17 protein-coding genes are annotated in these 19,950 nt (G+C 73.1%); 6 read left to right on the top strand and 11 right to left on the bottom strand.

The annotated features are described in order from the left end of the window. Together ETD83_RS26935 and ETD83_RS26930 are read left to right on the top strand one after the other, a co-directional pair. The coding region (locus ETD83_RS26935; RefSeq protein ID WP_138648007.1) for an MFS transporter at positions 1 to 1,032 on the top strand (1,032 nt) is incomplete at its 5' end. 52 nt (positions 1,033 to 1,084) lie between these two features. Continuing rightward, entirely contained in the window at positions 1,085 to 1,699 is a 615-nt protein-coding gene (locus ETD83_RS26930; protein WP_138648006.1) for an Rv1733c family protein, read from the top strand. 33 nt (positions 1,700 to 1,732) lie between these two features. On the opposite strand, the gene ETD83_RS26925 is transcribed toward ETD83_RS26930, so the two are convergent. The 7 genes from ETD83_RS26925 to ETD83_RS45490 all read right to left on the bottom strand — a co-directional run bounded on the left by ETD83_RS26925 (position 1,733) and on the right by ETD83_RS45490 (position 11,153). Continuing rightward, positions 1,733 to 2,437, bottom strand: a complete 705-nt coding sequence (locus ETD83_RS26925) for a 3-keto-5-aminohexanoate cleavage protein (RefSeq protein WP_138648005.1) — start codon at positions 2,435 to 2,437, stop codon at positions 1,733 to 1,735. Between the two features lie 24 nt (positions 2,438 to 2,461). Next, a complete protein-coding gene (locus tag ETD83_RS26920; RefSeq protein ID WP_407921525.1) occupies positions 2,462 to 4,432 on the bottom strand; it encodes a hypothetical protein in 1,971 nt (656 codons plus the stop codon). Between the two features lie 48 nt (positions 4,433 to 4,480). Further along, complete coding sequence (locus ETD83_RS26915; RefSeq protein ID WP_138648004.1) at positions 4,481 to 5,839, bottom strand: adenylosuccinate synthetase; 1,359 nt, start codon at positions 5,837 to 5,839, stop codon at positions 4,481 to 4,483. 3 nt (positions 5,840 to 5,842) lie between these two features. Continuing rightward, entirely contained in the window at positions 5,843 to 6,814 is a 972-nt protein-coding gene (locus ETD83_RS26910; RefSeq protein ID WP_138648003.1) for a hypothetical protein, read from the bottom strand. Positions 6,815 to 6,826: 12 nt separating this feature from the next. Continuing rightward, entirely contained in the window at positions 6,827 to 7,870 is a 1,044-nt protein-coding gene (locus ETD83_RS26905) for a serine/threonine-protein kinase (RefSeq protein ID WP_138648002.1), read from the bottom strand. A gap of 50 nt (positions 7,871 to 7,920) precedes the next feature. After that, positions 7,921 to 8,754 (bottom strand): NUDIX hydrolase, encoded by an 834-nt coding sequence (locus tag ETD83_RS26900; RefSeq protein ID WP_138648001.1) that lies wholly within the window; start codon positions 8,752 to 8,754, stop codon positions 7,921 to 7,923. 230 nt (positions 8,755 to 8,984) lie between these two features. Continuing rightward, complete coding sequence (locus tag ETD83_RS45490; RefSeq protein ID WP_268920501.1) at positions 8,985 to 11,153, bottom strand: APC family permease; 2,169 nt, start codon at positions 11,151 to 11,153, stop codon at positions 8,985 to 8,987. Between the two features lie 405 nt (positions 11,154 to 11,558). On the opposite strand from ETD83_RS45490, the gene ggt reads away from it, so the two are divergent. From ggt to ETD83_RS26880, 3 genes are all read left to right on the top strand, one after another. Further along, positions 11,559 to 13,478, top strand: coding sequence for a gamma-glutamyltransferase (gene ggt / locus ETD83_RS26890; protein WP_138648000.1), 1,920 nt, complete (start codon positions 11,559 to 11,561; stop codon positions 13,476 to 13,478). A 65-nt stretch (positions 13,479 to 13,543) separates the two neighbouring features. Beyond that, positions 13,544 to 13,903, top strand: coding sequence for a divalent-cation tolerance protein CutA (cutA, locus tag ETD83_RS26885; RefSeq protein ID WP_138647999.1), 360 nt, complete (start codon positions 13,544 to 13,546; stop codon positions 13,901 to 13,903). 144 nt (positions 13,904 to 14,047) lie between these two features. Continuing rightward, complete coding sequence (locus ETD83_RS26880) at positions 14,048 to 14,932, top strand: oxygenase MpaB family protein (protein ID WP_230421202.1); 885 nt, start codon at positions 14,048 to 14,050, stop codon at positions 14,930 to 14,932. 15 nt (positions 14,933 to 14,947) lie between these two features. Here ETD83_RS26880 and ETD83_RS26875 read toward each other — a convergent pair whose 3' ends face one another. After that, positions 14,948 to 16,498, bottom strand: a complete 1,551-nt coding sequence (locus ETD83_RS26875; RefSeq protein ID WP_138647998.1) for an MDR family MFS transporter — start codon at positions 16,496 to 16,498, stop codon at positions 14,948 to 14,950. 122 nt (positions 16,499 to 16,620) lie between these two features. On the opposite strand from ETD83_RS26875, the gene ETD83_RS26870 reads away from it, so the two are divergent. Then, positions 16,621 to 17,265 carry a MarR family winged helix-turn-helix transcriptional regulator gene (locus ETD83_RS26870; protein WP_230421201.1) on the top strand — a complete coding sequence of 215 codons (645 nt, stop codon included), beginning with the start codon at positions 16,621 to 16,623 and terminating at the stop codon, positions 17,263 to 17,265. A 3-nt stretch (positions 17,266 to 17,268) separates the two neighbouring features. Here the strand turns inward: ETD83_RS26870 and ETD83_RS26865 are convergent, their stop codons facing one another. The 3 genes from ETD83_RS26865 to ald form a co-directional block, all read right to left on the bottom strand. Further along, entirely contained in the window at positions 17,269 to 17,568 is a 300-nt protein-coding gene (locus tag ETD83_RS26865) for a metal-sensitive transcriptional regulator (protein WP_089312530.1), read from the bottom strand. An 87-nt stretch (positions 17,569 to 17,655) separates the two neighbouring features. Further along, on the bottom strand, positions 17,656 to 18,276 hold the full coding sequence (locus ETD83_RS26860; protein ID WP_138647997.1) for a histidine phosphatase family protein: 621 nt from the start codon (positions 18,274 to 18,276) through the stop codon (positions 17,656 to 17,658). A gap of 35 nt (positions 18,277 to 18,311) precedes the next feature. Next, the gene (ald, locus tag ETD83_RS26855; protein ID WP_138647996.1) at positions 18,312 to 19,427 is read right to left on the bottom strand and encodes an alanine dehydrogenase; all 1,116 of its coding nucleotides are present in this window, start codon (positions 19,425 to 19,427) and stop codon (positions 18,312 to 18,314) included. Between the last annotated feature and the right edge of the window lie 523 nt (positions 19,428 to 19,950).

Below are 19,950 nucleotides of genomic sequence, written 5' to 3'. Positions count from 1 at the left end.
GTGGGCGGGCTGCTGCTGGCGCTGGGGCTGGGGCTGCTGGTCGTGGGCGTCTACAACCCCGAGCCGCAGGAGTCGGCACTCCCGTCCTGGGGGCCGCCCGTGCTCGTCGCCGGGGCGGCCGTGCTCGTGGTGTTCGTGCTCTGGGAGGTCAGGGCGCGGACGAGGCTGCTCGATCTGGCGGGCGTGCGGCGCGGTCCGCTGCTGGCGACGCTGGGCGTGAGCCTGCTGTCGGGTGCCGCGCTGATGGTGACGCTGGTGGACGTCGTCCTGGTGGCGCAGACCGTCCTGGACAAGGACGCCACGGAGGGCGCGCTGCTGCTGACCCGGTTCCTCGTGGCGCTGCCGATCGCGGCGGTGGCCGGAGGAGTGATCGCCAGGCGGGTGGGGGAGCGGTGGCCGATGGCCGCGGGCATGGCGGTGGCCGCGGTGGGCTACCTGCTGATCGCGGCGTGGCCCGCGGACCTGGCGGACGCCTCGTACGGGCCGCTGCCGCGGATGGACGTCGATCTCGTCGTGACGGGGCTCGGCCTCGGCCTCGTGATCGCGCCGGTGTCGTCGGCGGTGCTGGCGTTCGTCCCGGCGGCGCGGCACGGGGTCGCGTCGGCGGCCGTGGTGGTGGCCCGGATGATGGGGATGCTGCTCGGGATCTCCGCGCTGTCGGCGTGGGGCTTCCATCGCTTCCACGCGCTGACGGCCGATCTGAAGCCGCCGCTGCCGTTCCTGATGCCGAAGGACGAGTTCGCCCGCCAGCTCAAGATCTACAACGCGGCCGTGGACGACGCGCTGCGCACCGAGTACCAGGAGATCTTCTGGATCACGGCCGGACTGTGCGTTCTGGGCGCGGTCCTCGCGCTCGCGGCGGCGGGCGGCTCGGAGCGGGACGGGCACCGGGTGCGGGGCCGTCCAGGAAAAGGGGATTCTGGCCGAATTTGGCCATCAAACGGGCATACCGGGCGGGATCTGGGAAAGGATTCGGCCACAGGTCAGGTGCCGAGCGACGGACTCGGGAATATCCTGGGAAAAGACGGCTAAAGATGGCTGAGGGCCTCTTGCCGGGAGGGCACTCCCCGGGGAGGTGACGCAGATGCGCAGGTCTGGCACCGGCTGCGGAGGCACGCCGCTCGCCAGGGTCCGTCGGCGGCTCGGCCTGGAGCGCAACGAGCTGCGCCGCCGGGTCGACCGCGTACAGCGGGCTGTCGCCCTCGGACTGCTCGTGCTGCTGCTCGCGGCGGCGCCGCCGCTGGCCGCCTGGACCGTGTCCTGGTCCTACGACGCGGGCAGCCGCGCCGAGAGCACCGAGCGGGCGAACCGCCACCAGGTCGTCGCCACGGTCACCTCGACGGGCGGCATCGGCACGTCCGGCGACCGCTACATCCACGAGACCGTCCAGGCGAGCTGGCCGGGCGCGGACGGCAAGCCGCGCGTCGGGACGCTGCCGAGCTGGAAGAACGCCAAGGCCGGCGCGCAGCGGACGATCTGGGTCGACCGCGAGGGCGACCCGACCGTGCGCCCCCGCCCGCACAGCCGCACGGTGACCGACGCCGCCTACGCGGGCGCCGCCACCGTCCTCGCGTGCGGGGCGCCGCTGCTGCTCGCCTACGTTCTTGTCCGGCGGCGGTGTGACCGCCACCGCGACGAGCTGTGGGAGGCCGACTGGGCGCGGATGGACGCCGACGCCGGCCACAACCCCCGCTCCTGACGCCAAGGCGGGCAGGGGCCTGGACGACCGGGGTTACGCGGGGAGCATGGCGCGGGCCGTCTGGATCAGGGCGGCGTTGTCGGCGGCGGGCGCCCCGTCGGGCAGGACGAGCGTGTCCTCCAAGCCGATGCGGACGTCCAGGTTCAGCCGGACGGCGAGCCGCAGGACGGGCCACGCGCCGCCCTCCTCCCCGTGCAGCAGGACCGGGCGGCCGTGCCTGGTGCCGAGATCGTGCAGGAGCGCCTTCGCCGTGCCGGTCGCGGTCTCCGGGTCGGGGTCGGTGACCTCGGCGAGGATCCGGAGCACGTGGTGGGCGTGCGGCCAGCGCAGGAACCGCTCGGCGCCGTCGGTGCCGGAGAAGATCCCGGCCTCGATGGCGACGCCGCGTTCGAAGAGCGCCTCGGCGACCAGCTCGGCGCCGTCCTCGTGGAAGTTCACCGAGGCGTGGTCGGGCGGCACCGTCCAAGAGCGGATCTTCGCGGCCCGCTCCACCGGGTCGGGCTCGGTCCACTCGCCGGTGGTCACGCCGACCTGGATCGAGGGGGTGGACTCGCGGACGGCGGCCACGGCCGCCGCGACGTGCGCCGGGTCGACGGTCTCGGCACCGGAGCCGTTCCTAGGGTGGACGTGCGCGTCCTGCGCGCCGACGTCGACGGCGGCGCGGACCGCGGCGGCGATCTCCTCCGGCGAGACCGGGACGCCTTCGGTCCGTCTTCCGTTCGGGCAGACCTGGAGCATGGTTCCGATCATCTCAGGTGGGGGTCAGGGCGTGATGACGCAGGGTCCTCCGCCGCAGACGTCCACGATCCTCCCGGTGGTCAGGAACACCGCCTTCTGACGGCGCGCGTCGGCATTGCCGCGGGGGTCCGAGTGCGGGTCCCGGCCCTCCGCCGGTGGCGTGTTCGTCAGCGGCGGGACGGGGGACCCGCTGTCCCAGACGACCATGGCGGAGCCGGCGTGGGACGAGCCGAACGCCGGGATGCCCCAGTAGGGCACCTTGTCGGGGCTGCGTCCCGGCGTGACGACCGGGGCGTGGACGCGGGCGCCGATCGTCCTGGCCTGGACCTCGGCGGCCACGGGCGCGACCTGGTGGTCGCCGAACGCGACGTGCATCAGGACGCGGTGCTCCGGCGTGCCCGGCAGCGGATCGTCCGTCATGTGCCAGGCGTAGCCGTTGTTCTCGCCGCGGTCCCACAGCATCTGGATCAGCGCGAGCGCGATCTGCTGGTCGAGCTTGTCGGGGTAGAAGGCGTCGAGCAGCTGCGCGAACTGGGTGAAGGCGGAGCTGCGGTTGAGGAGCGTGGTGTAGTTCATCGCCGGGACGCCGAGGACCGCGCGGCGGATGTCGGGGGACACGGCGGTGAGCGCGCCGCCCATGATGCCGCCCTGGCTGTTCCCGTCGTAGGCGAGCCCCGCCCGGCGGTCGATCAGCGACCTGCCCGCGTGGTCCTGGAACGCCTCGTGACCGGCGAAACCCCGGGTCATCGCGCGTCCGAGGAAGGTGAAGCCGAGGAGGCCCTGCTGGAGGCGGTCGGCGATCGTCTCGAAGCGGGTGAGGTCGGTGAGCACGCCGGCGACGTTCGGAATGTCCTCGTCCGCCATGCCGATCCATTTGGTCGCGCAGAACATGAAGCCGTGCTCGGCGGCCATCGCCTTGACGTTGCCCGCGCCGACCTCGCCCTCGCTGCCGAGCAGACCGTGCCCGTAGAGGGCGGGACGCGCCGGTCTCGTGAACGCCGACCTCGGGATCTCGCACTGGAACGGGACCGACTGCGTGTTGCCCGGCAGCCGGGAGGGCATCCCGTCCCGGCCGCGGTGCAGGGACGATCCGGGCGGCCCGCCGGGCAGGTCGAGGTAGCTCGGCGCCTGGACGACCCCCTTGACCTCGCGGGCGATCTTGTCGTCGACGTCGTCGGTCACCTGCGTCACGGTGAACGACGGCGAGCGGCGGCCGAGGTCGCGGAGCGCCTCATCGCGCATGTGGAGCACCTGCCCGGCCAGGCTCTGGCGGCTCGCGACGGTGAAGTCCCAGGCCAGGTACAGGCCGTCGCGGCGCACGCCGTGCCGTTCGAGCGCCGCGAGGACCCCGCGCTCCCGCCGCTGCCGCGCGGCGAGCGGATCGCCGTCCGGCAGCCGCGGCCCGAGGATCTTCGCGAACGCGCCGTTCGGCTCGATCGGGTTCCCGGACGCGTCGCGCAGGTTGCGGAGCGCGACCGCGTAGCGGTGCCCCTCGCGGAAGTTCCGCGCCGGACGGACGATCAGCGCCTTCCGGTCATCGGGCGCGTTCGCGTCGAGCTCCGCCCAGTACGGCCAGCGTTCCCCGGTCGCGGTGTCCACGATCACGATCGGGGCGTCGCGGCGCAGCGACGCGCCGATGTCGGTGATCGGCGCCGCGCCGCTGCGCGCCAGGTCGACGCCCGGGACGCGGCTGAGCAGCATCGAACCGGGGGAGAAGCCGTCCGCGCGGTTCCACTCGCCCGGCGAGATCGGCGCGCCGAGCGCGTTCTTCACCGTCGCGCCCATGTGGACGCGGCGGCCCGTCTGGGTGCGGGCGTCGCGGACCGTGTACCAGTCGCTCGGGAACGGCAGCAGGCACGCGGCCGGGTCGATCGGGTCGCAGCCGTCGCCGCCGGGATCGGCCGCCGCGGCGGGCGGCGGAACGGCGACGAGGGCGAGGGACGCGACGACGGCCGCCAGGGCCGCCAGGGTGCGATGGGGGAGTCGCAACGCCACCTCCGGAAGATCTGCGCCGTTCTGCGCGATCTTGGACTCAGCGGAGGCTCACGTCAATGGGCGTCCGAAGGTGGCCAGCCCCTTCGCCGTCTCCTTGGCGGACGTGGCCGGGCCGTACGAGCGGAGGACGACCGGGGCCCGCAGGACGTCCTCGATCGTCTCCTCCGCGCGTCCGAGCGGCGCGTAGACGGGACGGGCCGCCAGCAGGCGGCGGGTGAGGGCGGCCTGGCGGTCCAGGTCGGGCGGCCCCGTCCCCAGCCGAGCCACCCGCTCCCCGCCCATGCCGTCGGCCGGGCTCATGCCGTTGGCCGGGCCCATGTCGTAGGCCAGGCACACGCGCAGGTCTGGACGTGCCCCTGCGACGTCCAGGTGCGTGACCGCCAGGCCGTCCACGCCGCCCGTCACGTCCAGCGCGTAGCGGAGCGCGACGGCGTCGAGATGGCCGACGCGGAACGCGCCCTGCCAGCGGCCCGCGACGTTGTGCGGGTCGGGCAGGTCCGCGGTGAGCGCCGGGTCCTCGGTGACGAACGGGCCGGGGCCGTGGCGGGTCGCGTACGCCCGCAGCACCCCCAGCCGCGTCGCGGACCCGGCCGCCTCGCCCGCCTCCGCCAGCAGCGTCTCCGCGTTGGCGAACGTGGTGGTCGACCAGGTCGTGTACGGGTGGAAGCCGTGCCACTCGTCCAGCAGGACGCCCTGGGCGCCCTCGAACACCACGGTCCCGGTGCGCAGCAGGCGGTGGAGATGATCGGCGCCGACGATCTCGACCCGGCCGGCGAACGCGCTGAAGGCGCCGGCGCAGGCGTCGACGTCCGGGACGTCCTCGCCGGACGGGAACTCGTCGCGGTACCAGTCGTGCAGCGCCGACAGGCGGCGTCGCAGCCGCGCCGGTGACAGGCAGTCACCGACGCGGGGGGCGTCGGCATGGGCGAGGGCGTAGGACACCGTCTCGCCGATGCCCATGCCGCACGACCCGTGCCGGGCCGCGCCGCGCGCCGACTCCCGCGCGCGGTTCGCGGCCCGGTGGTACGGCGTCGTGAGCGGCGCGTCCCGGTCGGCGGTCAGCCGGTCGAGGGCGTCCGCGACGCCGAGCGCCCGCAGGTGGTCGGCCTCGGCGGCGAGGGCGAGCGGGTCGACCAGCATGAACCGGGACAGGTGCGTCCGGACGCCGGGCGTGAACGTCCCCGATCCGAACTGGGCGAACGTGTGGTGGCGCCCGTCGTCCGCGACGACGTTGTGCGCCGCCTGCGCGCCGCCGTTGAACCGGACGACCGCGGCCACCCCCTGTCCGCCGGGGGCTCTGGGGGGTCGTCCCCCCAGAGAGGCGGGGCCCGCGGAGCAGAGGTGGTCGACGACCGTGCCCTTGCCCGCGTCCCCGTAGCCGAGGTCGACGACGATCACGTGTCCCATGGGTCAGAGCCGGGTCGTCCTGGACGGGCCCGGCGTGCCCAGCCCGGCCGGCGCGGACGATACGGCGACCGGCGCGCGGGACGCGTCCAGCCGCGCGAGGGCGCGCGACACCGACGCGCCCGCGTCCGAACCGGCCTCCTCCAGGTGCTCCAGGCCCTCGTCGAGGTCGATGGCGTCCTCGCCGAGCCCGACGGTCAGTGCGATCGTCTCGCAGACCGCGTCGAGATCGTCCAGGTAGAGGACGTTCTGGCCGAGCAGGTCGCGCCAGAAGTCCTTCAGCTTCCGGCTCCCGGCGTGGTAGGCGCCCTCCGGGATGATGAAGTACACGTCGTACATCCGCTGCAGCTCCCGGACGATCTCCGCGACCGGGACGTCCTCGTCCGGCTCGCCGCCGATGACGTTCGCGATCTCGCGCCTCTTGACCGCCGGGTAGGCCAGCTCGTCCCCGATCATGAACAGGTAGCCGCGCCTTCCGCGCTTCTCGAAGCAGTCGATCGCGGTGTGCCGGGCCATGAAGTACATGGCCAGCTCGTACGACTCGTGCATCTGGCCGCCGCCCCCGCCCTCAAGGAGGATCTTGCCGAGGTCGTCGTCCATCCGGTTGTCGGCCTCGAACTGGCCGATCTGCAGCGGCGCCCGGTCGCAGGTCGCGTCGCCGACCGCGCCGAACAGGATGTGCGGGTGCTCGGCGTACCCCTTGCGCAGCAGCAGCCCGAGCAGGTCGGGGAGCTTGGTCTGCAGCGTCCGCGGCACGGTGCCCATGGAGCCGGTCACGTCGAACAGGACGCCGATCGCGAGCGATTCGGGGTGGTCGTCGGAGTCCCGGCTCTCCCGGACGGTCACGCCGCGCGGGTCGAGGTCGGGGTGGACGGCGGTGGCGCCGCCGTCGGAGTAGGCGAACGCGCTGGCGCCGGTGGACGCGCGGTAGCTCGCGCGGGCGGAGTAGACGTCGGTGGACCAGTATCCGCTTCCCATGGTTCGTCTCCTTCAGCGGACGGAGGGCAGGTGGAAGGGGCGGAAGCGCCGCGGGCCGTAGAGCCGCTCCAGCAGCTCGTCGAACTCGGCCAGCAGGCGCCAGGCGTCGGAGGGGCGCCGGTTCTGCGCCGGCAGCAGGCAGCCGCGGGCGAACGAGCGCATCGCCTTCGGGGCCTTGTCGCCCATCAGGTCGGTCATGCAGCGGGTGGCCATGTAGAGGTCGGTCGCGGGGCTCGCCGCCTGCCGTCCCGGGACCTCGGGCGGGTACCAGCCGGCGTAGCGGTCGACCATCGCGGGGACGCGTCCAGAGGAGTCGACGTGCGCGTAGCAGCCCGGCACGGAGTAGCACCAGTCGACCAGGACGAGCCCGTGCTCCTCCGGGTGGATCAGCACGTGGTCGGGGAGGACGGCGCCGTGCAGGACGCCCGCGCGGTGCGCGAACCCGAGGCCGACGAGCAGGCGGCGCCACATCCAGGCCGCGTCGCGCGGGTCGACGCCGTCCGGGTACGCCGTCCGGGCCTCGGCCAGGGTGTGGAAGCCGTCCAGCGCGGCGACCGCGTTGACCTGCCGCTGCGCTCCCGTCGACGCGTCCTTGTGCCGGAACGTCTCGATGAGGCGCGGGACGTACGGCAGGAACTTCCCGTCGCCGTCCTTCGGGAGCTGGCGCAGCGCCACGGCCTCGCGTTCGAGCAGGTCGCTGTCGCGCGGGTCGCGCGGCATCTTCAGCAGCACCTCGCGCCCGCCGGCCTCCTGGCGCGCCGCGTACAGCTCGGCCAGGTCCCCGCCGATCGGGTCGCCGTCGCCGGGGCCGCCGAGGCGGTAGGTGTGGCGGCGCGTCGTGATCAGCGTCGCGTCGGCGCGGGTGTAGGAGCGCCACAGCGCGTTCAGCCGGACGAACGCGTCGCGGGTGCGGCCGCCGGTCGCGTCCGGGTGGACGAGCCGGACCAGCCGCCGATACCGCCGCGCCGCCTCGGCCTCGTCGTCCCCGAACAGATCGGCCGGCACGCGGACCCGGTCGAGCCGCGCGAGCGCGTCGTCCAGTTCCCGGTCATTCATCCCTTCACCATGTGAGGGGCCGGCCCCCCACACCCCCCGGTTCGCTTCGCTCATCTGATCTCCTCCTCCCGGGACGGCCGCAGCAGCGCCGGATGCAGCAGGCGGGCGTCTCCGGGCCGGTAGAGGCGCGGCTTCGGGCCGCCGCGCCGGCCGCCCCGGTCGGACGTCTCGCCGGTGCTCTCCACGAACCCGGGCACCGACAGGACCTTCCGGTGGAAGTTGCCCGCGTGCAGCTCCTCGCCCCAGACCGCCTCGTACACCGAGCGCAGCTCCGGGATCGTGAACTCGCCGCCGCAGAAGGCCGTCGCGAGCGGGGTGTACTCCAGCTTCCCGCGCGCCCGCTCCAGGCCGTCCGACAGGATCCGCGCGTGGTCGAACGCCAGCCGGCGGGTCGTCCCCGGGCGCTGGTCGCCGGACTCGGTGAGGCCGAGCGCGTCCACCGGCACCCACGCCGCGTCGGCCGCGTCGCCGCCCGCCTCCGGGTCGGGGAGTTCCGGCGCGAACGCCAGGTAGGCGACGGAGATGACCCGCATCCGCGGGTCGCGGCCGGGCGAGCCGTAGGTGCCGAGCTGCTCCAGGTGCATGCGCCCGAGCACGCCGCCCTTGGCGCTGAGCCCGGTCTCCTCGGCGAGCTCGCGGACGGCGGCGTCCGGCAGGTCCTCGGCCTCGGTGCCCTGGAGCGGGCCGCCCGCCTGGACGAACCCGCCGGGCAGCGCCCACATCCCGGCGTACGGTGCGTTCCCGCGCCGTACCAGCAGCACGTGCAGCGCGCCGTCGCGGATGGTGAGGGCGACCACGTCCACCGTCACGGAGACCGGGTCGTAGTCGCGCGGGTCGTAGTTCGCGAGGAACTCGCTCTCGTCGCGCCTGGGATCCGGAGTCATCCCGCGCCCCTCCCTGTCGATCTCGATGGTGTCGATCTCTCACTGAGTAAGTCTCATATTGAGTTCATCTCAGGATGAGTACAACATAACCCGGACGTGGGCCGGTGTCCAGTGCGTGCCGTCCGGAGACGCGGCGCGGGCGCCGCTCCCGGTGGGGGAGCGGCGCCCGCTGCGTTCGGCAGAACCTTACAAAACCGACTTTTCGGGTTTCAGCCTCAGTGGTCGCCGGTTCAGCGGCGGTGGCGACCGCCGTGGGGCGGGGGCTCGTCGTGCTCCCCGTCGCGCGGACGTCCGCTCTCGCGGCGATCCTGCTGGTAGGGGCCGGAACCGTAGGGATCGGCGTCGTACGGGTCGGAGCTGTAAGGACCGGAACTGTACGGCCCGGACGGGTAGGGCCCGGAGTCGGACCTCCCGGAGTCGTAGGGCCCCGAGTCGTACGGTCCTGACGAACTTGACGAGCCCGACGGGTGGGCGCCGGAGTCGTAGGGCCCGGCCGGGTACTCGCCGGAGGCGAACGGGTTGCTGCCGCCGAACAGGTCGGTGGACGTGTCGCGCGTGTCGCGGTTCTCGTAGCCGCCGGACGCGCCCGACCCCGGCGTGTACGGAGGGGGCGACTCCTGCGGATCGGCGTCGGACTCCCAGGAGAATTGGCCGGTCGAGTGCCGTCCCGACGAGTACCGTCCGGTCGGGTAGGGGCTCTCGGGCGGGCCAGGACGCTGCTCGCTCGGCCACCCCCCGGACGTTTGCTGGCCCGGGTACTCGCCCGTCGGCGCCCCAGCCCGGCCGCCACCTGGCGGGTACGGCGAGACCTGCCCGGCCCCCGGAGGCGGCGGAGCGGGGAGCATGGGGACGCCCGGAGGCGGCGCGGTCAGCCGGGCGGCGGCCGGACGCTCAGGCGGCGGCTCGTCCAGCAGGAGCTTCATCTGGCTCTTCCGGCGCCCGTACGCCAGGTACAGCAGCAGGCCGACGACCATCCAGATCCCGAAGTAGGCCCACGTCTGGACCTTCAGGTTCAGCATCAGCCAGCCGACCGCGACGACCGTCACCACGGCGGTGACCGGGGCGAGCGGCACGCGGAACGGGCGGTGCAGGTCGGGCCGGGTGTGGCGCAGCGCCACCACCGCCGCCGGGACGAACAGGAACGCGAACAGCGTCCCGATCACGACGAGCTGTTCGAGCGTGAGCACGTCGAGCGTCTGGGAGATCACCAGCGCGACGCCGCCCGACAGCAGGGTCGCCCGGGACGGCACCTTGTAGCGGCGGCTCATGTGCGCGAGCGGGCGGGGGAGCAGCCCGTCCCGCGACATCGAGAACACCACCCGGGTGAGGCTGATCACCAGCACCAGGATGACGGTGGTCAGGGCGAGCACCACGCCGACGTCGACGAGCTTGCCCATGGCGCCCGCGCCGACCGAGTCGAACGCCGCCGCGATGAGCAGCTTGTCGGGGTTCAGCTTGGCGAAGCCGTCCATGCCGACCATGCCGACGAGCGCGACCGCCACGGCCGCGTACAGCACGACGGCGGTGATCAGGGCGGTGAGGATGCCGCGCGGCACCTTGCGGGGCGCGTCGTCGGTCTCCTCGGCGGACGTCGCGATCAGGTCGAAGCCGATGTAGGCGAACGCGATGGCGGGCGCGGCGGCGAACAGGCCCCAGACGCCGAACACCTCGGGGGTCCCGCCGCCCAGGGCGCCGAGCATGGCGTCCAGCATCGTCTGGTCGCCCTCGGGCGCCGGCTGCGAGGGCGGCACGAACGGGGTGAGGTTGCCGGGGCTGAAGAACTTCAGGCCGGTCGCGATGACCAGTCCGATCACGATGACCTTGGCCATCACCATGAACCAGAGCGTCTTCAGGCTCAGCCGGCTGCCGGTGGCCAGCATCCCGATGACCAGGAGCAGGATGCCGAGCGCGAACAGGTCCGGGCCCTTCTCCTGGCCGATCAGGTCGCCGAGCCACGCGGGGACGGGCACGTCGAAGTCGGCCAGCGCCTGCGTGGCGTACAGCGACCAGACCCGCGCCAGCACCGCGGTCGCGAGCAGCAGCTCCATCACCAGCGCCCAGCCGACGATCCACGCCCAGACCTCGCCGAACGCGACGTAGCTGAACGAGTACGCGCTGCCCGCGACGGGGATGATCGAGGACAGTTCGGCGAGGGCGAGCGCGACCAGCAGGCACACGCCGCCGGCGATGAGGAACGACACGAGCACGCCGGGTCCGGCGGTCGCGGTGGCCTGCTCACCGGCGATCTTGAAGATGCCGGAGCCGATCATCACGCCGAGTCCGAGCACGACGAGGTCGCGGGTCCGGTAGACCACGCGGAGCCGGTGCCGGCCTCCGTAGAGCCGGCCGGTCGCCTGCTCTACCGGCAGGCGCCGGAACATGTTGTTGCGCATGCGCATGTCCCAGGTCATAGGTGTCCCCCCAGGCCTGAACCCGCGCCGCTGTTCGCGAGATGACGGCTTGTCGAAGTCCCTAAGAATTCACCAGGTATGAGCATAATCGCAACGTTTTCCCTGGGATCGGTGTCATCCGGGCGTTGTCGGATCCTGCCAAACCGGCAGGTCGACGACGTGGTGCAGCCTCCCCCTCACGCTGGGCTGACACTCGCGGGAGTTTCGGAGGACCGGCCCGGCGGAAAATCGCCGAATCGTTCCCCGGAAAGCGCTTTATGATCTTTGTGTGCGGGCCCGGGATCCCGCCGCAGGGCGGGTGCGCGCCGGGCGTCCGGGGCCGGCCGGAGCGGACGGTGGCATCGGACGAAGATCGGTGACACGGTAGGGGCGCCGCGTTCATCTGGAGGCCCGATGTTCCGCTCCCCATCGTCCTCGACGGCACCGACCGGATCGACCGGATCGACCGCTCCGGCCGGCTCGCGGAGGCCGCGCCGCACGGCCGTCCTCGTGGCCGCGGTCGCCGCCGCCGCGTCCCTGACGGCCCCCGCCGTGCCCGCCATCGCCCGGACCCTCGCGTCCGCCCCGGCGCCCGGACCGCCGAAACCTCTGGTCAAGCAGCCGGTCGCGACGGGCTACGGGGGCGCGGTGTCGACGGTCGACACCGAGGCCAGCCGGGCCGCGCTCGACGTGCTGAAGGACGGCGGCAACGCGATGGACGCGGCCGTCGCGGCCGGGGCCGCGCTCGGCGTCACCGAGCCGTTCGTCGCGGCGATCGGCGGCGGCGGATACATGACCTACTACGACGCGAAGAGCCGCCGCGTCCACGCGATCGACGGCCGCGAGTTCGCGCCGGGCCGGATGAGGGCGGACAGCTTCGTCGACCCCGCCACCGGCAAGGCGCTCCCGTTCGACCAGGCCGTGACCAGCGGCCTCGGCGTCGGCGTGCCCGGCACCTTCGCGCAGTGGGACCTCGCGCTGCGCCGCTTCGGCTCCCGCGACCTGGACGACCTGCTGCGCCCCGCCATCAGGCTCGCCGACCGCGGGTTCGTCGTCGACCAGGAGTTCCGCGACCAGACCGCGGTGAACGAGGCCCGCTTCCGCGACATCGTCCCGACCCGGGAGCTGTTCCTGCCGGACGGGAGGCTGCCGGAGGTCGGCTCGAGATTCCGCAACCCCGACCTCGCCGACACCTACCGCGAGCTGGCGAAACGCGGCACGAAGTGGTTCTACGAGGGGCGGCTCGCCGAGGAGATCGTGCGGACGGTCGCCAAGCCGCCGGTGGACCACGCCGCCACCCGCATCGTCCGTCCCGGCCTGATGGAGTCCCGCGACCTGGCCGGCTACCGGGCGCTGATGCGCAAGGCCACCCACGTCGCCTACCGGGGGGCGGACGTGTACGGGATGCCTCCGTCGTCGTCCGGCGGGTCGACGGTCGGGGAGGCGCTGAGCATTCTCAGCAACTTCCGGCTCGACGGGCGCGACCCGGCGACGGCCCTGCACTACTACCTGGAGGCGTCCAAGCTCGCCTACGCCGACCGCGGCCGCTACCTGGGCGACGCCGACAAGGTGGACGTGCCGCTGGAGGAGATCCTGTCGTCCGGGTTCGCCCGCGAGCGCGCCTGCCTGATCAAGCCGGACGAGGCCGCCGCCGCGCCCGTCCCGCCCGGTTCGCCGGACGGTTCCTACGAGCCGTGCGTCCCGCCCGGAACGCAGACCCGGGCGCTGGCGTTCGAGGGTCCGCAGACCACCCATCTCAACGTCGCCGACAGGTGGGGCAACGTCGTCGCCTACACGATCTCGATCGAGCAGTTCGGCGGCAGCGCGCTCACCGTCCCCGGACGCGGGTTCCTCCTCAACAACGAGCTGACCGACTTCTCCCTCCAGCCGCCCCCGCCCGGCGGCCCGGCCGACCCGAACGCGCCGGGCCCGCGCAAGCGCCCGCGCAGCAGCATGGCGCCGACGCTCGTCCTCAAGGACGGGCAGCCGAAGCTGGCTCTCGGCACGCCCGGCGGATCGACCATCATCACGACCGTCCTGCAGATTCTGATGAACCGCGTCGACCTCGGCATGGACCTGCCCACCGCGCTGAGCTTCCCGCGCGCGACGCAGCGCAACACCCCGCAGGTCTTCGCCGAGCAGATCTTCATCGACTGGTACGGGCGGGACCTCGCCGCGCGCGGGCACCGGCTGGAGGTGTTCCCCGGCCCGCCGGCGGGCGTGATCGGCGCCGCGACGGGGCTGGAGATCCTGCGGCCCGGGCTCGTCCAGGCGGTCGCGGAGCCGGTGCGGCGGGGCGGCGGCAGCGCCATGGTCGTCCGGCCGGTGCGGTAGCGGGTGCTGGGGCGGGCGGCTCAGCGCGGGCGTGTCCCGCGGTCAAGGGGGGAAGGAGTCGTGCCATGGCCCACGCTTACGTGCAGGTGACGACCGCGACCGACTCCCGTGCCGAGGCGGCCGAGCTGGCCAGGACCGCGGTCGCGGAGCGGCTCGCGGCGTGCGCGCAGCTCGTCGGCCCGATCGCCAGCACCTACTGGTGGGAGGGCGAGATCGAGTCGGCGGAGGAGTGGATGGTGCTGTTCAAGACGTCCGCCGACCGGTTCGACGAGCTGGCCTCGCTGATCACCGAGGTGCACTCCTACGACAGCCCGGAGATCATCGCGACGCCGGTCGTCGCCGGGAGCATGGACTACCTCGCCTGGATCACCGAGCAGACCGAGCCCGGCGAGCGCGACGAAGCGGTCGAGGACGAGGCCGACTGACGCACGAGCCGGGGCGTCCCCAGGGCGGGGATTGATCGTGTGGCCCGCGCCGTGATTGGGTAAGTCATCGGTTACTGTGGTGGTCGCCGCGGCCGGCGCGGCGCGGACGCCGCCGGCGGGCCGCGGCGGCGGAAGGCGGTCGGCGTGCACGACGAACCGGGCCCGCGCGAGGCGGGCGGGGCGGGCGAGGACCATGGGCTGTTCGGGCCCGGCTCGGTGACCTGGCGCGTCATGGGCGAGCCCGTCCTGATGGTCGGCGGGATCAGGGCGCTGCTCCTGCAGGCCCTGCATCCGCGGACCATGTGGGGGACCGCGCAGAACTCCGAGCTCATGGACCCGTCCACCGCCTGGGAGCGGCTCGGCCGGACGGTCGAGTTCGTCCGCGTCCGCACCTACGGGACGGAGGACGAGGTCGAGCGGGTGGGCCGCCGGGTCCGCAAGCTGCACTCCAAGCTGACCGGGCTCGACCTGGGCACCGGCGAGACGTTCCGGGTGGACGACCCCGAGAACCTCCTCTGGGTCCACCTGGGCGAGGTCGACTCCTACCTGGACGTGGCGCGCCGCGCCGGGGTGCCGCTGACCCGCGCGGACGCCGACGCGTTCGTGGACGAGCAGCGCCGCGCCGCCGCCGTCGTCGGCCTCGACCCGGCGGACGTGCCCGGCTCCGTCGCCGAGATGGAGGACTACTACGCGGACATGCGGCGCCGGATCTGGGCGTGCCGCGAGGCCCGCGACGGGCTGCGCCGCATGTTCAGCCCCGCCGTCCCCCGGCACCTGCTGCCGCTGAAGCTCGCCGCGCCCGGCATCGGGATGCTGGTCGTCGCGACGCTGCCGCGCTGGGCCCGCCGCATGTACGGGCTGCCGGGCCTGCCGACGTCCGACCTGGCGGCCACGCTGACGCTCAAGGGCCTCTACCGGACCACGCGCGCCGTCCCGGAGCGGTTCCGCTACACCCCGGACGCCCGGCGGGCCAGGCGCCTCACGCGCGAGCACGAGGCGGCCCGGCCCGGCCTGTCCATCGCGTCCTGAACCGCTGGCCCGGCGTTATGCGATCGGCTGGTCCAGCGCGTCCGGGTCGGCGTTCTCGCGCGCGCCATGGCGGGGCAGCATCAGCGCCGGGACGATCAGCACCGCGGTCAGGGCGATCGCGACCCAGAACGTGTACCCGAACGCGTCCGCCAGCTTCGGCGCGATCTGCTCGCGGACCCGGTCGGGGATCTGGCCCATGCCGCCCGCGCCGCCCGCGCCGCCGTCGCCGGACGCCTGCGGGATCCGGTCGCTGATCTGCCGGGACAGGATGACCGCCAGCAGCGCCGTCCCGACCGCGCCGCCGAGCTGGAGGAGGATGTTCAGCGTGCTGCTGGCCCGCGAGACCGCCGCCCTGCGCAGCGTCGTCAGCGCCGACGACATCGTCGGCATCATGGTGAAGCCGAACCCGAGGCCCCGCACGTAGAGGGTGGCACCGAGCAGCCAGTAGGACGTGTCCGCCTCGACGAGCGCGAACGGGATGGTCCCGGCCACGAGCAGCACGATGCCGGCGGGGACGATCCGTCCCGCGCCGAACCTGTCGGTGATCACGCCGCCGATCGGCATCGCGGTCGCGGCGCCGAGGCCCTGCGGGGCCAGCAGCAGGCCCGCGGTGAGGGCGCCCTCGCCGCGCGCGGTCTGGTAGTACAGCGGGATCAGCAGCATCGAGGCCATCAGCGCGACGCCGACGAAGAACACGGCGCCGGCCGCCACCGCGAACGTCCGGTCGGTGAACAGCCGCACGTCGATCAGGGCGCGCTCCCGGTACCGCAGGCTGTGCAGCGCGAACAGGCCCACCAGGACCACGCCGCCGACCAGCCAGGCGATCGTGGACGGGTCGCCGAACCCGCCGTGGCTGCTCGCCGTCGACAGGCCGTAGATCAGCAGCACGAACCCGGGCGGCAGCAGGATCAGCCCGCGCCAGTCGAGCGCCGGGGAGGTGTGCTCCGCCGGGCCGGCCGGGACCCGCCACCACGCCAGCGCCAGGGCGGCCGCGCCGACCGGCAGGTTCACGAAGAAGATCCAGCGCCAGTCGACGTCCTCGACCAGCCAGCCGCCGAGCACCGGCCCGAGGACGGGCCCGAGCAGCATCGGGACGCCGATGATGCTCATGATCCGGCCCATCCGGTGCGCCCCGGCCGCCATCGTCAGGATCGCCATGCCGGTCGGCATGAGCATGCCGCCGCCGAGCCCCTGCAGCACCCGGAAGAAGATCAGCGACTCGATGTTCCAGGCCGCGCCGGACAGCCCGGACCCGATCACGAACAGCGTGATCGACGTCATCCACACCCGGCGCCCGCCGAAGCGGTCGACGGCCCAGCCGGTGAGCGGGATGACCGTGCCCATGGCCAGCAGGTAGCCGGTGACGACCCACTGGATGGTCGACAGGCCGGTGTCGAAGTCGCGGCCGAGCGTGTCGAGCGCGACGTTGACGATCGTGGTGTCCAGGATCGCCATCACGGCGCCGGACACGATCACCAGTCCGAGCAGAATGGTCTGCCGGTCGAGCCCCTCGTTCCGGGCGGTGGCGCCCGGCGGCGCCGCCTTCGTGAACTGGCTTTCGGCCATGATCGGCCCCTTCGCGTGCGTGCCCGGGCCGTCCCCGGGTCCCCGATGGTCGACGAGCGAAACATCTTGAAGTTCAATATGTTTGTTGGCAGTGGATCACGAAATATGTTGAACTTCAAGGTATGTCGGAGGATTCAGGACCCGCAGGCAGGTCGATCGACGCCGATGTGGAGGCGATGATCCAGCTCATGGGGCGGGTCATCCGCGGCATGAAGGGGCCGGGCGGGCACGAGGACGCGCACGAGCTCATCGCGCACGTGCAGAGGGCCGGGCTCGGTCCGCGCCACGTGCCCGTGCTGATGTCGCTCGTCCTGAACGGACCGGCTCCGGTGGGCGTCCTCGCCGGGCACATGGCGCTCAGCCCCGCCACGGTCAGCCAGCTCGTCGGGGAGCTGCAGCGCGGCGGCTTCGTCGAGCGGCGCCCGGACGAAGGGGACCGGCGGCGCGTGATCGTCAGCCTGGGGGAGGCGCACCGGGAGATGATCGAGCGGTTCGCCTGGCGCCGGCTCCGCCCGCTGCGGATGACGCTGGAGGCGCTCACCCCGGTCGAGCGGGCGCACTTCCTGCGGGGGTGGCGGATCCTCGTCGAGAGCATGGAGAGCACCGGGCTGCACGAACCCGGGCCGGGCCCTGGACACGGCCCCGGCCATTGGTGCCACGGGCCCCGCGCTGAAACCGGGCCAGACACCGGGCCAGACACCGGGCCAGACGCCGGGCCAGACGCCGGACCAGGCGACGAGACCGGGCCGGGCGACGGGGGCGGGTGAGCGTCAGCCGCGGCGCATGAGGCGGCCCACCGCCGCCATCAGCTCGGTCGACATCGCCTCGCCCTTGCCCTCCTCGGCGCCCTCGGCCACGCAGTGCCGCACGTGCCCGTCCAGCAGGCCGAGCGCCACCTTGTCCAGCGCGGCCTGGACGGCGCTGATCTGGGTGAGGATGTCGATGCAGTAGCGGTCCTCCTCGACCATCCGGTCGATGCCGCGCACCTGGCCCTCGATCCTGGCCAGCCGGGTCTGCAGCTGGTCCTTGGTGGCCGTGTACCCGCGGGTGGGGGTCTCGCTGGTCGCCATCTCCGTCCTCGCAATCCGTCGGGGGCGCACGCCCGGATACCCCTCGGGGGGACGTCCCCCTATGGGTACTTTATGCGCTGGCGCGGGCTAGGGAGCAGCCGGGACGTTCCACGCGGTGATCACCGGACGGCCGTGCTCGGCGCCCAGCGTGGACACCGTCCCGGTCTCCAGCGCGAACGACCGTCCGCGCGCCGGCTCCAGGTCGAGCCACCGCGCCGTCAGCACCCGCAGGACGTGCCCGTGCGCGACGAGCGCGACATCCCCGCCGCCGTCGCTATCGCCGTCGCCGTCGGCGTCCAGAATCGGCCGCACCCGCGCCAGGACCGCGTCCGCGCGCTTCCCGACCTGCTCGACGCTCTCGCCCGGATGCCCGGCATCGCCGGGGATGACGCCGTCGTCCCACAGGAACCAGCCGGGCCGGTCCGCCCGGATCGCCGCCGAGGTGATCCCCTCGTAGCCGCCGTAGTCCCATTCCCACAGGTCGGGGTCCACGTCGTCCACCGGCAGGCCGGCCAGCTCCGCGGTCCGCCGCGCCCGCTCCGCCGGGCTGGCGACCGTCCGCGCGATGCGCCGCCCGCCGAGCGCCCCGCGCAGCGCCCGCGCCTGCTCCTCGCCCCGCGCGGTCAGCGGCACGTCCGTCCGCCCGGTGTGCCGCCGCGTCCGGCTCCACTCGGTCTCCCCGTGCCGCAGCAGGATCAGCTCACCCATGGGGAGGGTCTACCCGGCCAGGCGATGTGCACGGCTCAGTCCAGGACCGAGCTGAGGGGGGTGTAGGGCAGGTTGTGCGCCTCGGCCACGTGGTCGTAGACGAGGGCGCCGGCGTGGGTGTTGAGGCCGCGGGCGAGGGCGGCGTTGGACTCCAGGGCGCGCCGCCAGCCCTTCTCGGCGATCTGGAGGGCGTAGGGGAGCGTGACGCCGGTCAGCGCGTACGTGGACGTGTTCGGCACGGCCCCGGGCATGTTGGCGACGCAGTAGAACGTTGACTCGTGCACCCGGTAGGTGGGGTCGGCGTGCGTCGTCGGACGGGAGTCCTCGAAGCAGCCGCCCTGGTCGATGGCGATGTCGACGAGCACCGAGCCGGCCTTCATGCGCGCGACCAGCTCGTTGGAGATGAGCTTGGGGGCCTTGGCGCCGGGGATCAGCACGGCGCCGATGACGAGGTCGGCGGCGCGGGCCTCCTGCTCGACGGTGTACACGCTCGACACCAGGGTGCGCAGGCGGCCCTGGTAGATGGCGTCGATGTGGCGGAGGCGGTCGACGTTGACGTCCAGGACGGTCACGTCCGCGCCCATGCCGACCGCGATCTGCGCCGCGTTGAGCCCGGACACGCCGCCGCCGATGACGACGACCCGGGCCGCCGCCACGCCGGGCACGCCGCCGGGCAGGACGCCGCGGCCCCCGTTGGACGCCATCAGGTGGTAGGCGCCGACCTGCGGGGCGAGGCGCCCGGCGACCTCCGACATGGGGGCCAGCAGCGGCAGGGAGCGGTCGGGGAGCTGGACGGTCTCGTACGCGATCGCGGTGACGCCCGCCGACAGCAGCGCGTCCGTGCACGCGCGGGACGCCGCCAGGTGCAGGTAGGTGAACAGGACCTGGCCTTCGCGCATCCGGTGGTACTCGGGCTCGATCGGCTCCTTGACCTTGAGGATCAGGTCGCCCTCGGCCCACACCTCGTCCGGGCCGTCCAGGACCTTGGCGCCCGCGCCGACGTAGTCGTCGTCGGGGATGGCGGAGCCGAGCCCCGCGTTCCGCTCGACGAACACCTCGTGGCCGTGGCGGGTCAGTTCGTGGACCCCCGCCGGGGTGATGGCCACGCGGTACTCATGGTTCTTGACCTCGCGCGGGACGCCGATCTTCACGGGAGCTCCTCCGTCAACGCTGACCAGGCTGTACTCCTCCAGCCTGGTGTCCGGAGCCACCCTCCGGCCATGCGCAGTATGGAAAGGCATCGGTCTTTTCCATGACAGGGTGTAAATCCTGCCTGGTGACGGGCGGGGCGGGGTCCTGTTCCGGACGTGAAAGGGGCCCCCACCTGGGAGGTGAGGGCCCCTTGGCCGTCCACCGGCGGCCACTGGGGAGTGAGTGCCGGTGAAGAGCCCAGCCCGTCCTCGGCATTTCAGCGTGGCCATCTGGTTGGCCTCTGGCCGGGCTGGACACGTGCCAAGTTACAAGGGCTAAGACATTTTCGCAAGCCAATGAAGAGATTTTGTGAGGCGTCTTGTTGGCTAGCTCCCGGTTTGTCCGCGTCCAGTTATCGCGGACCAGGGTGGCGGACACGCGGGCGCCGGATTGAGTGGACAGCGCGACGGGCAATGGTGTTTCATGGGCTAAGCACCACTCGGGGGAAATAGGTGCTACCCGTCCCCGCTCATGTAACTGGGG

It is taken from the genome of Actinomadura soli (genome assembly GCF_005889715.1).
In the GTDB taxonomy this organism is placed as follows: Bacteria; Actinomycetota; Actinomycetes; order Streptosporangiales; family Streptosporangiaceae; genus Spirillospora; species Spirillospora soli.
The sequence above is the reverse complement of the archived record's forward strand: the minus strand, read 5'-3'. Positions and strand labels throughout refer to the sequence as shown.